Raw genomic sequence first — 14813 nt, 5'->3', positions numbered from 1 at the left:
GGGAGATCTCCCGGCGGCCCTTTGTTTGTTTAGACTATCAATCAATCGACGAATTCAACGACCACGCCGGGCTTGACCATCTTGGCGAGTGCGGTGGCGTCCCAATTGGTAAGGCGCACGCAGCCGTGGCTCTGCGACTTGCCGATCTTCGAGGGCTCGGGCGTGCCATGGATGCCGTAGGTCGGCTTCGATAGCGCCATCCAGACAACACCGACCGGGCCGTTCGGGCCGGGTGGAATGTCGAGGATCTTGTCGTTGGCGCCCTGCTTGAAATTGATCTTCGGATTGTAGGTGTAGCCCGGATTGAAGGCGACGCGTTCGACCGTGACCGTACCGGACGGCGAAGGCGTGTCGGTCGAGCCGATGCTGGCGGGATAGGCGGCGATCAGCGTACCGGCAGCGTCATAGGCGAAGACCTGCTTTCGACCCTTGTCGGCAAGAATCTTTGCGACGGTACCGGTCTTGCTCGGGCCGGTATTGACCACTTTGATCGTGTTGCCCGGGACGGTGAAATCGACACCCGGGTTCAGCTCCTTGAGATAGCCTTCATCCATATGGAAGCGCTCGGCCAGCATTTCGGTGGTCGAGGTATAGCCGAGCGACGGCATCTGGGCCTTTTCGGCGTAGTCCTCAGGGATCGACGCGACATAGGGGCCGGCTGCGTCGGCGGGCGTGATCGTGTAGTTGATGATCGGCATGCCGCCTGACAGGCGCAATTGCTCGAGGATCGAATCGGTATCCTTCGGATCAAGCGCCTGGCCGGTCATCTGCTGATAAGCGTAGATGGCCTTGGTGACATTGCCGCCCATGCGGCCGTCGATGGCGCCTGGCGAAATGCCCTGGCGAGCGAGGAAGACCTCGATCGCCGTGATCTCCATCTTCGATTTGCCCTTCAGCGTGATGACTGGTTCGGCCGGAGGCTTGCTCTGGACCTCGGGCGTCTGCTGCGGATCGATCGAGGCATAGTCGTTGCCGTTCGGATTTGCCTGACCCTGCTGGGTTTGTGCGTCCGTATTCGGCTGGGCCTGGTCATCGAGCGGCACGCGCTGAATGGAGCTGTCGCGAGGGATGCCGCCGGTAATGACGCTACCATCACTGCCGTCGCCGCGATATTGTCGATAATCGCGGTAGCCGCCATTGTTGGAAAGCTGCGTGTCGCCATAGCCGCCGCCGTTGCTGGATCCGTCGTCACTATAGGCGTCGTGAGCTGGTGCCTGAGGGTAGTACGTGCTGGCCCGCATCTCGGTGGCGACGACATTGCCGTAGCGATCCACCAATACGCGCCGGCCGCGCCCGTCTCGCGTTCTCACATAATCCTGCTCTGAATACTGATCGAGGATCCGCCCGTCCGGCGTCACCAGAACGACGTCGTTGTTCCCGCCGCGATAATACTGCGCCTGCGCATCGGTCAATGCGAGAGCGGATGCCGTGGCCGTCAGGGCCAAGGAAAGGCTTATTTTCAGGAACCGGTTCACGTCAGTCGAATCCTCGGATGGTGGCTGAGCCGACACACACATGGCAATTTTGACACTAGTGTGGAATTTAAGATTATCATGCTGAATAAAATATAAAAATTTGTGTGATCAAGGCGTCAAATTAACGTTCGGTAAGAGAAATCGCCATTTATTCTTGCCGTACCCCATTTTGAGGCCACTTTCGGATGGGTGTCTAATCAGACGCCGACCAGGGAGAATTGCCAGACATGATCGACTTTGCCGCGGCCAACGGGCCGAAATTGACGCTGGATGAGGACTCCGTGCTGGATATCGGCGCCTGCGTCGTCGATGGCAACAACCTCGCGCCGGGACGCGCCATTCCCGATGACGGCGATCCGCGTATCGATCATTCCCTGGAGGGGTTTCTCTTCACCTGCGGCCCTGATCACATTCGTCATCCGCAGCCGATGTCGGGTGCTTTCGAGGGCAGGCGCTATCCTTTGCACGGCTCGTTCTCCTCGCATCCGGCCAAAATTCTCTGGACCCGGTTCGAGGATGGCGATGCCGAATGCCGTGCCGATATCGATGTTGTCACCGCCGAAGGCCGCCCGGCGCGGCTGGAGCGTCATTGGCGAATCGATGGCGCCACGGGCGAGGTTTCGCTCACGGATCGCGTCGTCAATACCAGCACCGAGGCGATGCCGGTCTTTCTGATGTATCACATGAATGTCGGCGGCAAATGGTTCGATGACGGCGTGCGTCTCTCCGGCCAGATGCTGGAGAATGGCGGCTTTCCCTGGACTTTTGGCGAGGAGCACGGCGGGATTTTCTGTGTGCCGTCGGCGGGAAAGGGCGAGGATTGGTCGGAGCTCAGCCTCGGGCCGATCGCCGCCATTGGCGGCAAGTCGCTCAGGGTGCGATTCGGCACGGAGACGTTGCCGTTCCTGCAGGTTTGGCGCAATCAGCGTGCGCCTGCGCATGTCCTCGGCATCGAGCCTGTTTCGCACCGCTGGGTGTCGCGCGACGAGCTGGAGGAAGCCGACGAATTCAACATTCTTCAGCCCGGCGAAGCCCGGAGTTTTACACTCAACTTTGCCTTCGTCTGAGGGGCTTCAGCGGTTGACGCTCGCTTTGTGGCGGCGTAGATCAAAGCCCTCGGTTTTATAGAGGAAGCGAACGATGGATATCCGCCCGATCGATGACGAATACTCGGTTTCCGGCCAGATCAGCCTGGAGGATCTCGACCAGATCAAGGCATTAGGTTTCAAGTCGCTCGTCTGCCATCGTCCGGACGATGAAAGCCCGGACCAGACGCCGTTTGCCGTCATCGAAGCACGCGCCAAGGAGCTTGGCCTCGAAATCACCCATGTGCCTGTCGGGCCGATGGGCGTGACCGAAGAGGCCGTGCAGGGCATGGTCGACGCGCTCGACGAATTCCCGCGCCCGATGCTCGGATATTGCCGTTCCGGCGCGCGTTCGACCGCGATCTACCAGAAGACACACCACATTCGCGGCTGAACCGCCGCTTCCCGAACATAGAAGAGATTTTGGGCGTTGCTGGTGAGCAGCGCCCGGTTTGTGATCCGTCACCGGACAACATCAGGAGAGAACCATGAGCATCAAGCGTATCGACGTCGGAGCCCGCATGAGCGGCGCCGTCATTCACGGCAACACCGTTTACCTCGCCGGCCAGGTTGGTGAAGGCGCAAGCGTCACGGATCAGTGCAAGTCGGCGCTGGCCGAAGTCGATCGCCTGCTGGCCGCTTCCGGCTCCAGCAAGTCAAAGATCCTGCAGACGCTGATCTATCTCTCCGACATTTCCGACTTCGCCGAAATGAACGCCGCCTGGGAAGCATGGGTCGATCCGGCCAACACCCCGGCTCGCGCCACCAGCGAAGCCAAGCTCGCTGCACCGAAGTACAAGGTCGAGTTCATCGTCATTGCCGCGATCGACTAATTCGATCTGACGCGTTTTATAAGGCCGGTGAGTAGGAGCAATATGCTCCTACTCACCGGCCTTTTGCTTGCGAAATTTCCGTCAGCGTCCGTGACGGCGTAATGGCTTCTGGATCGAGCACGATCTCGATGATCGCCGGCTTACCGCTGGCACGCGCCCGTTCAAAGGCCGGACCGAATTCCTCGGTCGCCTTCACTGTTTCGCCATGGCCGCCATAGGCGCGGGCCAAGGCCGCGAAGTCGGGATTGTTCAGCGCCGTGGCGCTGACGCGGCCGGGGTATTCCCGTTCTTGATGCATGCGGATGGTGCCGTACATGCCGTTGTTGATGACGAGTGCGATCAGCGGCAGACCATATTGAACGGCGGTCGCGAATTCCTGACCGTGCATCATGAAGCAGCCGTCGCCGGCAAAGCAGATCACTTCGCGCTCCGGAAAGAGCTGCTTGGCGGCAACCGCTGCCGGCAGGCCGTAGCCCATCGAGCCGGAGGCGGGAGCCGCCTGGGTGTTGAAGCGGCGAAAACGATGGAAGCGGTGCAGCCAGGTGGCATAGTTGCCGGCACCGTTGGTGAAGATCGTATCGGCTGCCGTGTTGGCTTCGATCCAGTCCATGATCCGGCCCATATGCACCGCACCGGGGTTAGTTTCCGGCGTCTTCGACCAGGCGAGATAGGCGGCGTGCATGCGCTCCGTCCGCTCAGCCCAGCGCGGCTCCGCCGGCGCATCGAGGTCGGCCAGGGCCGCCACGAAATCGTCCGGGCTGGCGCAGATCGCCAGATCCGGGCGATAGACGCGGCCGAGCTCGGAGGGATCGGGGTGGATATGGACGAACTGTTGTTGTGGGTAGGGGATGTCCATCAGCGTATAGCCGGAGGACGGCATTTCCGAGAAGCGGCCACCGAGCAGGATCAGCAGGTCAGCTTCCTTGATCTCCTTTGCCAGTGCCGGATTGATGCCGATGCCGACATCGCCGGCGTAATTCGGATGCAGATGATCGAACAGCATCTGCCGGCGGAAGGAGCAGCCGACCGGCAGCTTGAAGCGCTCTGCGAAACTTTTGATGCCGGCTACCGCATTCCCGTCCCAGCGCGTGCCGCCGAGGATGACCAGCGGCCGTTCAGCCGTGCTCAGGCGCCGGTGCAGATCATCGATTTGGGAGCCACCCGGATGGGCCGCTACCGGCGTGTAGGGCTTGGCATATGCAGCTTCGACATCATCGCGCAGCATGTCTTCGGGCAGGGTCAAGACGACCGGGCCGGGTCGGCCTGATGTCGCGACGGCGAAGGCGCGGGTGACAAATTCCGGGATGCGGGCGGCGTCATCGATCTCGCCGACCCATTTGGCAAATTCGGTGAAAGCGCGGCGGTATTCCACTTCCTGGAAGGCCTCGCGTTCGCGGGCATCCCGCTGAACCTGGCCGACGAAGAGGATCATCGGGATCGAATCCTGCCGGGCGATATGTAGGCCGGCCGAAGCGTTGGTCGCGCCGGGGCCGCGGGTGACCATGCAAATGCCGGGCTCGCCGGTGAGCCGGCCCCAGGCATCTGCCATCATCGCCGCACCGCCCTCCTGGCGGCAGACGAGGACCTTGATATCGCTATCGTGCAGCGCGTCGAGCACAGCGAGAAAGCTCTCGCCCGGAACGCAGGAAATGCGCTGGACGCCATTTGCCTTCAGGGCTTCGACGATGAGCTGGCCGCCGGTGCGTTTCATGCTTTTGCCTTTCCCTCCAGTTCCGCCAATTCGGCCAGAACCTCCTCCTGATGTTCGCCAAGGCGCGGGCTCGGCCGCGTGTAGGTGAGCGGTGTCTCCGACAGGACCACCGGCGTGCGCACGCTCGGGATGACGGTGCCCACGGCATCCTCGAGATCGATCTTCAAGCCACGCGCCTGAATTTGCGGATCCGCGAACATGTCCTCGATCGTATTGATGGCGCCGACCGGCACGGCATTGTCCCCGCAGGCTTTCAGTAGATCCGCCTTGTTCCATGCCAACGTTTTTGCCGAGATGAAGGCCCGGACGTCATGACGATGAGCGACGCGGGCCTTGTTGGTGGCATAACGCTCATCGTCCGCATGTGTATCGATGCCGAGGATCGCGCAGAGGCGGCGGAATTGCCCGTCATTGCCGATGGCAAGGATCAGATGGCCGTCGGCGGTCGGTACGACCTCATAGGGTGAGATATTGGGATGGGCGTTGCCGAGGCGCACGGGTGCCTTGCCGGAGATCAGATAGTTCATATTCTGGTTGGCGAGCACGGCGGATTGAACGTCGAGCAGAGCCATGTCGACAAGCTGGCCTTCGCCGGTCTTCAGCGCATGGATCAGCGCTGCTTCGATTGCGGAGACCGCATAGATGCCGGTGAAGATATCGGCGATCGCCACGCCTGCTTTCATCGGCTGTCCGTCCGGCTCGCCGGTGATAGACATGAAGCCGGACATGCCCTGGACGATATAATCATAGCCTGCAAGGCCGGCATAGGGACCAGTCTGACCGAACCCGGTGATAGAGCAATAGACCAGCTTGGGATTGATTTTGATCAGGCTTTCATAGTCCAGGCCATATTTCACCAGCCCACCGAGCTTGAAATTCTCGATCACCACATCGGCGGTCAGGACCAGCCGGCGAACCAGATCCTGCCCCTCTTCGGTCTTGAGATCGGCAATGATCGAACGCTTGCCGCGATTGGTGGAGTGGTAGTAGGCGGCCGAAAGGTTTTCGCCATCCTTGCCCTCGACGAAGGGCGGCCCCCACTGGCGCGTGTCGTCGCCACCATCGGGATTTTCCACCTTGATGACATCGGCGCCGAGATCGGCCAGCATCTGCCCCGCCCAGGGGCCGGCGAGAACGCGGGCCAATTCGATAACGCGGATGCCGGTGAGGGGCGGTTTCTTAGTGCTATTGGCTGTCATGTCGATCCGGATGGCGGCTAGGGCGTGAAGGTGACCTCAGATGTATCGGATACCGGCTTGGAAGCAAAGCGGCGCTCGCGCCAGAGGATATAGAGGCCGGAGGCGATGATGATGAAAATGCCGGCCCATTTGATCACGTCTGGGAAGTTGCCGAAGACCAGCCAGCCGAAGATCGTCGCCGAGACGATCTCAAAATATTGCAGCGGCGCAAGCGTCGAGGCCGGTGCGGCGCGATATGCATGGATGGTAAGGACGCCGGCGACAGCGGCAGACACGCCGACACCCAGCAGATGGAGCATGGCGATGCCGTCCGGTACGACGGGGTCGATGATCGGCGAACCTGTGCCCTGGCCGATCGCCAGCAAAATAAAGCAGATGACCGAGCCCCAGATGCCGGTCTGGAACTGCATTGGCCATGCATCCTCGCTATGCGAGACGACGCGCGTAATCATAACGTAGACGGCGATGCAGAAGGCGGTGACGACCGGCAGCAGTGCAACAAAACCGACCTCCGCGAAGCTCGGTTGGATGATCAGCATCGCGCCGAAGAAACCGACGGCGCAGGCTGTATAGCGCCGCCAGCCAATGGTCTCCTTCAGGAAGATGCTGCTGAGGATGGTTAGTATTATCGGCTCGACAAAGAAAATGGCGATGGCGTCGGCCACTTCCATGACCTGCAGCGTTGTGACGAAGGAAACCATCGACAGCGTCAACACCGCGGCGCGAATGGCATGAACGCCGCTTCGGCGCAGCGACCACAAGCCCCATTGTCCTCGTAACGCCATCATCGGCAAGGCGAACAGCGATTGGAAGACGAAGCGCGCGGCCGTGACTTCCGCCGGCGGGATGGTCGTGGCGGCAAGCTTTGCGAAAATGTCGATGATCGGCGACAGGATCACCGACAGGAACATCATCATCAGGCCGAACGTCAGATCCGACTGACGAAAACGGGGCAGGTAACCGCCGGTGGCATTCATTCGAAAAATCCTTTGGGGATCAGGCTTTTGCCGTTACTTGCCGACACCAGTCCGCAAAATCGGAAATGGCTGCGGCCGCGCCGATCTCGTTCAGCGTCTCATGGCGCATGTCCTGGTAGATAGTCAGGCTAGTATGCGAGAAACCGGCCTTTTTCAAATGGTTTGACAGCCAGGACATCGCCTTTCCGTTGTTCGTCGCCGGGTCGTGGCCGCCGCCGACCAGATGGATCGGCATGTTGTGCCGGAGCCGGTCAAGATAGGTCTTTTGCGGCGCGCGGAAGGTTAGTTCGAAGAGATCCAGCCACAGGGATACCGAGGCATCGAAGCCGCAGAGCGGATCGGCGATATATTTGTCCACCTTCTCAGGGATGCGCGTGAGCCAATCGAATTCGGTACGTCGGTCGGCGATCGCTTTGCCCCAGACGCCGAAGGTCAATTTCGGCAGCAGCTCGCTCGGCACGTCCGACCCTTTGAGCATGCGTTCCGTCTTCAGAATGATCTGCGCCGCACGCCCGGCAAGACCGGGATTGAAATTCGAGTTCCAAACCGTAACGGCATCGAACTTGTCGGGATGCGTCACCGCGGTGTTAAGGCTGATCAGCCCGCCCATGGAGTGGCCGAACAGGATGATCGGCAGGCCGGGATGGGCGGTCGCGGCAAGCCCGCGCATCGCCAGAACATCGGCGATGACCGCATCGACGCCATCCCGCCGGGCAAAACGGCCGAGTGGCGCATCGCTGGCCGTTGTTTCGCCATGGCCGCGATGATCGTGGGCATAGACATGAAAGCCGCGAGCGGCCATGGCCTCGGCGAAGCCTTCGTAGCGGCGGGAATGCTCGGCAAGGCCATGGCTGATGAGGAGAATGCCATGCGCTTCGTCCCGCGCCGGCAGGTGATGATAAGCCAGCGTCGCGCCCGTCGGGCTGTCCAGATGCCTCGTTTCGGCAAACATGTGCATTTCCTCTTCACGCAGACGAAAGGTTATCACCTACCGGATTGCAATGGAGTGTTGGTGAAGCACACAGAAATAATCTCCATGACGTCTTTGAATCAGGGTTGCGTCCGGTCAATCAAACTGCTTATTTGTTCTCATATTGTTCTATCTGGAGACGTGGGATGAGGCATTGGGTTCGCGGATGTGTGGTCGCGGTTCTGTCTATGATGATGGCAGCGAGTGCCGTGGCACAGGAGAATAGTCGGGGCCGGACGCGGTTTATTTTGGCGGCAAGCTGGGAGCCTGCCTTCTGCCAGACGAACCAGAGGAAAGCGGAGTGCCGCAACCAGTCATCCGATAATCATGATGCGAAGAATTTTTCGCTGCATGGCCTCTGGCCGATGCGACAGGAATATTGCGACGTTTCTGATGATCTGAAGCAGGCCGATCGCAGCAGTGACTGGAAGGATCTGCCGGCTGTCGAGCTGTCGGCGGACACCAAGGCTGCACTGGACAAGGTCATGCCGGGCACGCAATCTGGTCTGGAGCGGCATGAATGGATCAAGCACGGCACCTGCACCAAGCTTAGCGCCGATGATTATTTCGGCGCCGCAGCCGGTTTGATCGATGAGCTCAATGCGTCCGCCGTACGCGATCTCTTCGTGCAGAATATCGGCAAGACGCTCGATGCCGATACGATCAAGGCCGCTTTCGACAAGAGCTTCGGCGAGGGCGCCAGCGACCGCGTGAAGATGAGCTGCCGCCGTGTGGGCAAGGTGCGGGTGATCTCGGAATTGACAATTGGCCTCTCCGAGGACGCCATTCAGCCTGCGCCAGGGAACGAGCCTCGGCTTGCGGAACTGATCCAGAGTGCCGGCAGGACGTCGTTCGGTTGCGATCAAGGTGTCGTGGATGCAGCCGGTTTTTGAGGTCTTGCGGCCCCGCTGAAGCGGATAAATAGCTCTCGGACAAGGTTTCGCCGTTGCCCGAGAGCGGGGTTTCGCCTACATAGCGGCACAATTCGCATTGTTATCCGCCCGTGGAGTAACCCAAGCTATGGCACGTCAGTTCATTTATCATATGACCGGTCTGAATAAGGCCTATGGCGCTAAGAAAATTCTCGAGAATATCCATCTCTCCTTCTACCCCGACGCCAAGATCGGTATTCTCGGCCCGAACGGCGCCGGTAAGTCGACGGTGCTGCGCATCATGGCCGGCCTCGACAAGGAATATACCGGCGAAGCCTGGCTGGCCGAAGGCGCCACCATCGGCTACCTGCCGCAGGAGCCTCAGCTCGATCCGGCGAAGACCGCGCTTGAAAACGTCATGGAAGGCGTTGCAGCAAAGACGGACGTTCTCAATCGCTACAATGAGCTGATGATGAACTATTCCGACGAGACCGCGGAAGAGGGCGCCAAGCTCCAGGACATCATCGATGCCCAGAATCTCTGGGACCTGGAAAGCCAGGTCGAGATGGCGATGGATGCGCTGCGCTGCCCACCCGGCGATGCCGACGTCACCAGTCTCTCCGGTGGTGAACGCCGCCGTATAGCCCTATGCAAGCTGCTGCTGTCGCAGCCGGACGTGCTGCTGCTCGACGAACCGACCAACCATCTTGACGCCGAAACCATCGCCTGGCTGGAAAAGCATCTGCGTGCCTATCCGGGCGCAGTACTGATGATCACCCACGATCGCTACTTCCTGGATAACGTCACCGGCTGGATCCTTGAGCTCGACCGCGGCCGCGGCATTCCCTACGAAGGCAATTACTCCTCGTACCTGCTGGCGAAGGCAAAGCGCATGCAACAGGAAGGTCGCGAGGAGGCTGGTCGCCAGAAGGCGATTACGCGCGAACAGGAATGGATTGCCTCCAGCCCGAAAGCACGTCAGTCGAAGTCCAAGGCTCGTATCCGCGCCTATGACGAGCTGGTCGATGCAGCAGAGAACCAGCGTCCAGGCGATGCGCAGATCATCATTCCGGTCGGCGAGCGTCTCGGCCAGGTGGTCATCGAGATGGAAGGCATCAACAAGGGTTACGGCGACCGGATGCTGATCGAAGGTCTGTCGCTGAAACTGCCGCCGGGCGGCATTGTCGGCGTCATCGGTCCGAACGGCGCCGGCAAGACGACGCTCTTCCGCATGATTACCGGCCAGGAAACGCCGGATAGCGGTTCTATCCGCGTCGGCGACAGCGTTCATCTCGGCTATGTCGACCAGAGCCGTGATGCGCTCGATGGCAACAAGAATGTCTGGGAAGAAATCTCCGGTGGTGCTGAAGTCATCAAGCTTGGCAAGTATGAAATGAACTCGAGAGCTTATTGCGCGACGTTCAATTTCAAGGGCGGCGATCAGCAGCAGAAGGTTGGCAACCTCTCCGGCGGTCAGCGCAACCGCGTGCATCTTGCCAAGATGCTGAAGGCCGGCGGCAACGTTCTGCTGCTCGACGAACCGACCAACGACCTCGATACCGAAACGCTCGGTGCACTCGAGATCGCGCTCGAAAACTTCGCCGGCTGCGCCGTGATCATCAGCCATGATCGCATGTTCCTCGATCGCCTGGCCACGCATATCCTCGCCTTCGAAGGCGATAGCCATGTCGAATGGTTCGAAGGCAACTTCGAAGATTACGAACAGGACAAGATGCGCCGCCTCGGTGTTGACAGCATCAATCCGAGCCGTGTGACTTACAAGCGTCTGACACGATAGGTCTGCTGCTTTCGCGACTTAAAAAAACCCCGGCCTGTCCGGGGTTTTTCTTTGTCCTGACGCAGGAAGATGCATTCCCCCGCCGACAGATACTAACAGATTTCCGACGTCGAATTCCGCCGGGAATGAATTGGCCCTTGCAGATTTCAGCGAAATGACATAAAGATATCTTTATATCTTGATTGGGTGGAAAATGGCGGATTTGGTAAAATTGGGCCTTGATAATCTGGTGGATGTGCTGAAGGCGGCCGGTGAGCCGACGCGGCTGCGTCTGCTGGCGCTTCTTGCCGCCGGCGATCTGACCGTCACCGATCTTACCGAAATTCTGGGCCAGTCACAGCCGCGCATCTCGCGGCATCTGAAGCTGCTCGGCGAGGCCGATCTGATCGATCGCTACCAGGAAGGCGCCTGGGCTTACTTCCGCCTGAAACAACAGGGCAAGGCGGTGATCCTGGCGCGCGAGCTTCTCCGGCATACGGCCGAAAACGATCCCGTATTGCTGCGCGACGGCGAGCGGTTGACTGCCGTCAAGCGTATTCGCGCCGAGCGGGCGCAAGCCTATTTCAGCCGCAATGCCGCCGAATGGGACGAACTTCGCCGCCTGCACGTTGCCGACGAGGATGTCGACAAGGTGATGATCGAATTGATCGGTCCGCAGCAGATCGACGCCTTTCTCGATCTCGGCACCGGCACGGGCCGGATGCTGCAATTGCTGGCGGGCCACTATCGCCGCGCAGTCGGTATCGACGCCAGCCGGGACATGCTGGCCGTTGCGCGCGCCAATCTTGACCGGTCGAACATTACGGCCGCATCGGTGCGGCATGGCGATATCTTCAACCTGCCGCTCGAGGCGCAGGATTTCGATCTGATCACCATCCATCAGGTGCTGCATTTCCTGGATCAGCCGGAGATCGCCATCAACGAGGCGGCGCGAATGCTCCGTCCCGGCGGGCGGCTGGTGATCATCGATCTTGCACCGCACGGGCTGGAATATCTGCGCGACGAACATGCGCATCTAAGGCTCGGCTTTTCCCATCAGATGATGTCGGATTGGCTGAAGACGGCGGGGCTTGATGTCGAGCAGGTGCAGGACCTTCATTCGGGGAGGGAAGGCGGCTCGGGGCTGACGGTTACGATCTGGCTGGCGCGTGACCCGCGTCTGTTGATCGCTGCCGAACATAGCCGACAGGCATCCCCCATTCTTGCTGGGAGAGTTTGATATGTCTTCGAAAATCGAGAACGGCCAAAGCGAGATCCGTATTTCCTTTGAGTTCTTTCCTCCGAAATCGGAGGAGGCCGAAGCGCAATTATGGAATACGGTCGAGGAACTCAGCGAATGGGAACCGGAATTCGTTTCGGTGACCTATGGCGCTGGCGGCACGACCAAGGCGCCGACATTGTCTGCCGTGCGCCGGATGATCCACGAGACGCCGTTCACCACCGCCTCACATCTGACATGCGTCGGGGCAACGCGTGAAGACACGCATCGGGTCATCGATGATTTTCTTGCGACTGGTGTGCGCCGCTTCGTGGCATTGCGTGGCGATCCGCCAACAGGCGTCGGCTCCGCCTATCAGCCGCATCCGGATGGTTATGCCAATGCCGCCGAACTGGTAGCGGCCCTGCGCGAGCGCGGCGATTTCGATATTTCCGTGTCTGCCTATCCGGAAAAGCATCCGGAGAGCCGCGATACCGCGGCCGACATCGACATGCTGAAGCGCAAGGCCGACAATGGTGCCGACAGGGCTCTGACCCAGTTCTTCTTCGACAATGACGCGTTCTCGCGTTATCACGACCGCGTTCGTGCTGCGGGTATCACGATTCCCGTCGTGCCGGGCATCATGCCGATCCAGAACCTCACGCAGCTGAAGCGCTTTGCCGGTGCCTGCGGCACCAGCATTCCTTCCTGGCTGGACGATCGTTTTGACGGCCTCGACGATAATGCCGACGAACGGGCCAAGGTCGCCGCCGATGTCGCCGCCGAACAGATCAAGGATCTGGTTCGCCGGGGCATCCACGAGTTTCATCTCTACACGATGAACCGTTCGCCGCTCGTCTCGGCTGTTCTGGAGCGATTGGGCATGCAGCGCAAGGCGGATGCACGCGCCGTCGCCTGATAAGATCTCGGAAACGCAGCCATGAAAAAGCGCATGTTGATCTTCGGCATGCGCTTTTTAAATGGATAGGGTGTTTTGTTTGCTTTCAGGAGTTCGGTTGTCTGTGACGGTCGTTCTTCGTCAGATGAAAAGCATTGTCACGACGAATACGAAGGCTGCACCGACCACTAGGACGTTGATGGATCGTGTCAATCCCATGTCTTCCTCCTTAGTCAACCGTTAGAGTCTATGTCGGAAATGTGTCGCTTGGAAAGCGAATTCGATGCTGCAGCGCGTCATGCGGCGGAGAATTTGAATCTAGATATTCGAATAAGCTGTTGTTTTAATATGGAAAATCTGAAAAAATTTCCGTTCACGAAATTTAATGCATCGTTAATTTAGCTGTGAACTCAGAATGATGTCTGCGCCATAAAAGCAGAAAGGCGGCCCGAGGGCCGCCTTTCGCAGAAAGAGAAGAAATTCTCAGAGAGCGTTCAACAGCGCTTGCGTCGCCCAGCCGTCGGCCGGGAGGCCGAGGCGGAACTGTTCCTTCTGGATGGCAACGCGCGTGCCGGAGCCGAGGATACCGTCGATCTTGCCGACATCGTAGCCGCGAGCCGTGAGCTTGGTCTGAAGCGCCTTCATATCAACATCGTTCAGGCCCGGTTCCGGCGTGCCCTTGTTGTAGGTTGGAGCGCCGCTGAAGCGGGTAGCGAAGTAGGCCGCTGACGTTGTGTAGATGAACGACTGGTTCCATTCGAGATAGGCGTTGTAATTTGGGTAGGTCAGGAAAGCCGGACCTTTGCGACCCTGTGGCAGGATGAGAGCGGCCGGCAGTGAACCGAAACTTGTATTGCCGTCTCGTGGCTTGACGCCGAGCTGGAACCAGTCTGCGGCCGTGAGCGCGCCGCCAAGGCCGGATTTTTCCCACGGCAGATTATCCGGAAGGGTTACTTCCTGCAGCCAAGGCTGACCGCGCTGGAATCCGAGACTTTGGAGGAAGCGCGCTGTCGTCAGAATGACATCGGGAGCGCTTGTCTTCAAGTTGACATGGCCGTCGCCATCGCCATCCGTGCCAAAAGCGATGATCGAGGGCGGGAGCATCTGCGTCTGACCGATTTCGCCGGCCCAAGCGCCGGTCGTCGTTTCCGGATCAGCATCGCCGTGTTGAACCATTTCGATCAGCGCTATCAGACGCGGGCGGAAAAATTCAGGGCGACGGCAGTCATGCGAGAGAGTGACAAGCGCGTTCCGGGTATTGAAATTACCCTGAACGGCGCCGAAATCGGTCTCCATCGCCCAATAGGCGGTAATAACGCCGGGGGGTACGCCATAGTCCTTTTCGGCCTTGGCGAAGACATCGGCATACTGCTTCATCTTCTGGCGACCGATATCCAGGCGGCCCTGGCTGACGGTGCGCTGCGAGAATTCGAGAAAGGTCTGGCGGAATACGCCCTGGCTACGATCCATGGCGAGAACCTTGGGATCGATCTGCGCGCCGGCCAAGGTCTTGTCGGCGGATGCGGCATCGGCGCCATCGGCGATGGCTTCGGCCTTGACGCCGGCCAGGAAGGCAGAAAGGTCACCGCCGCAGGCAACTTTGGGATCGCCGCTACCCTGTGCATTCGACGGGGCAGCCGGTGTTGCGCTCTGTGCCATCGCCATGCTCGTCACGGCTGAAGCGAAGATCAACGCGAGTGCGCTGCGTCGGATGGTATAGCGGTGCATGGGCGATCCTCTTTTCTGACAGAATAGGGTCGCTTTCACAGAAGATTGTGACGGAAGCAAGAGAGAAGT

General features: G+C 59.7%; 13 protein-coding genes. 7 read left to right on the top strand and 6 right to left on the bottom strand.

Annotated features, from left to right (window positions below; all coding sequences use genetic code 11):
- Window positions 1-41: 41 nt before the first annotated feature.
- A complete protein-coding gene (locus HB780_RS18110) occupies window positions 42-1475 on the bottom strand; it encodes a L,D-transpeptidase (protein ID WP_183694541.1) in 1434 nt (477 codons plus the stop codon).
- Between the two features lie 227 nt (window positions 1476-1702).
- Between HB780_RS18110 and HB780_RS18105 the strand changes: the two genes are divergently transcribed.
- The 3 genes from HB780_RS18105 (at window position 1703) to HB780_RS18095 (ending at window position 3393) form a co-directional block, all read left to right on the top strand.
- Complete coding sequence (locus tag HB780_RS18105; RefSeq protein ID WP_183694538.1) at window positions 1703-2542, top strand: DUF4432 family protein; 840 nt, start codon at window positions 1703-1705, stop codon at window positions 2540-2542.
- 73 nt (window positions 2543-2615) lie between these two features.
- Complete coding sequence (locus tag HB780_RS18100; RefSeq protein WP_047455751.1) at window positions 2616-2954, top strand: protein tyrosine phosphatase family protein; 339 nt, start codon at window positions 2616-2618, stop codon at window positions 2952-2954.
- 94 nt (window positions 2955-3048) lie between these two features.
- Window positions 3049-3393, top strand: a complete 345-nt coding sequence (locus HB780_RS18095; RefSeq protein ID WP_047455750.1) for a RidA family protein — start codon at window positions 3049-3051, stop codon at window positions 3391-3393.
- A gap of 52 nt (window positions 3394-3445) precedes the next feature.
- On the opposite strand, the gene HB780_RS18090 is transcribed toward HB780_RS18095, so the two are convergent.
- Genes HB780_RS18090 through HB780_RS18075 form a run of 4 tightly spaced genes read right to left on the bottom strand, consistent with a single transcriptional unit; the run spans window position 3446 to window position 8232 of the window.
- On the bottom strand, window positions 3446-5104 hold the full coding sequence (locus HB780_RS18090) for a thiamine pyrophosphate-binding protein (RefSeq protein WP_183694535.1): 1659 nt from the start codon (window positions 5102-5104) through the stop codon (window positions 3446-3448).
- A complete protein-coding gene (locus HB780_RS18085) occupies window positions 5101-6303 on the bottom strand; it encodes a succinate--glutarate CoA-transferase (protein ID WP_183694532.1) in 1203 nt (400 codons plus the stop codon). Before HB780_RS18085 ends, HB780_RS18090 begins: the two co-directional genes overlap by 4 nt.
- A 17-nt stretch (window positions 6304-6320) precedes the next feature.
- Entirely contained in the window at window positions 6321-7280 is a 960-nt protein-coding gene (locus HB780_RS18080) for a DMT family transporter (protein ID WP_183694529.1), read from the bottom strand.
- Window positions 7281-7299: 19 nt separating this feature from the next.
- The gene (locus tag HB780_RS18075) at window positions 7300-8232 is read right to left on the bottom strand and encodes an alpha/beta fold hydrolase (protein WP_183694526.1); all 933 of its coding nucleotides are present in this window, start codon (window positions 8230-8232) and stop codon (window positions 7300-7302) included.
- A gap of 164 nt (window positions 8233-8396) precedes the next feature.
- Between HB780_RS18075 and HB780_RS18070 the strand changes: the two genes are divergently transcribed.
- The 4 genes from HB780_RS18070 to metF all read left to right on the top strand — a co-directional run bounded on the left by HB780_RS18070 (window position 8397) and on the right by metF (window position 13037).
- The gene (locus HB780_RS18070; RefSeq protein WP_183694523.1) at window positions 8397-9143 is read left to right on the top strand and encodes a ribonuclease T2 family protein; all 747 of its coding nucleotides are present in this window, start codon (window positions 8397-8399) and stop codon (window positions 9141-9143) included.
- A 127-nt stretch (window positions 9144-9270) separates the two neighbouring features.
- Complete coding sequence (gene ettA / locus HB780_RS18065) at window positions 9271-10920, top strand: energy-dependent translational throttle protein EttA (RefSeq protein WP_183694520.1); 1650 nt, start codon at window positions 9271-9273, stop codon at window positions 10918-10920.
- 193 nt (window positions 10921-11113) lie between these two features.
- The gene (locus HB780_RS18060; RefSeq protein ID WP_183694517.1) at window positions 11114-12139 is read left to right on the top strand and encodes an ArsR/SmtB family transcription factor; all 1026 of its coding nucleotides are present in this window, start codon (window positions 11114-11116) and stop codon (window positions 12137-12139) included.
- Window position 12140: 1 nt separating this feature from the next.
- Window positions 12141-13037: a methylenetetrahydrofolate reductase [NAD(P)H] gene (gene metF / locus HB780_RS18055; RefSeq protein WP_183694514.1), complete on the top strand. Its 897-nt coding sequence runs from the start codon at window positions 12141-12143 to the stop codon at window positions 13035-13037.
- Between the two features lie 462 nt (window positions 13038-13499).
- Here metF and HB780_RS18050 read toward each other — a convergent pair whose 3' ends face one another.
- Window positions 13500-14744, bottom strand: a complete 1245-nt coding sequence (locus HB780_RS18050) for a lytic murein transglycosylase (RefSeq protein ID WP_183694511.1) — start codon at window positions 14742-14744, stop codon at window positions 13500-13502.
- Between the last annotated feature and the right edge of the window lie 69 nt (window positions 14745-14813).

The sequence above is a fragment of the Rhizobium lusitanum genome (assembly GCF_014189535.1).
Taxonomy (GTDB): domain Bacteria; phylum Pseudomonadota; class Alphaproteobacteria; order Rhizobiales; family Rhizobiaceae; genus Rhizobium; species Rhizobium lusitanum_C.
Note: the sequence above shows the minus strand (reverse complement) of the source record. Positions and strands in the feature narration are given on the sequence as shown.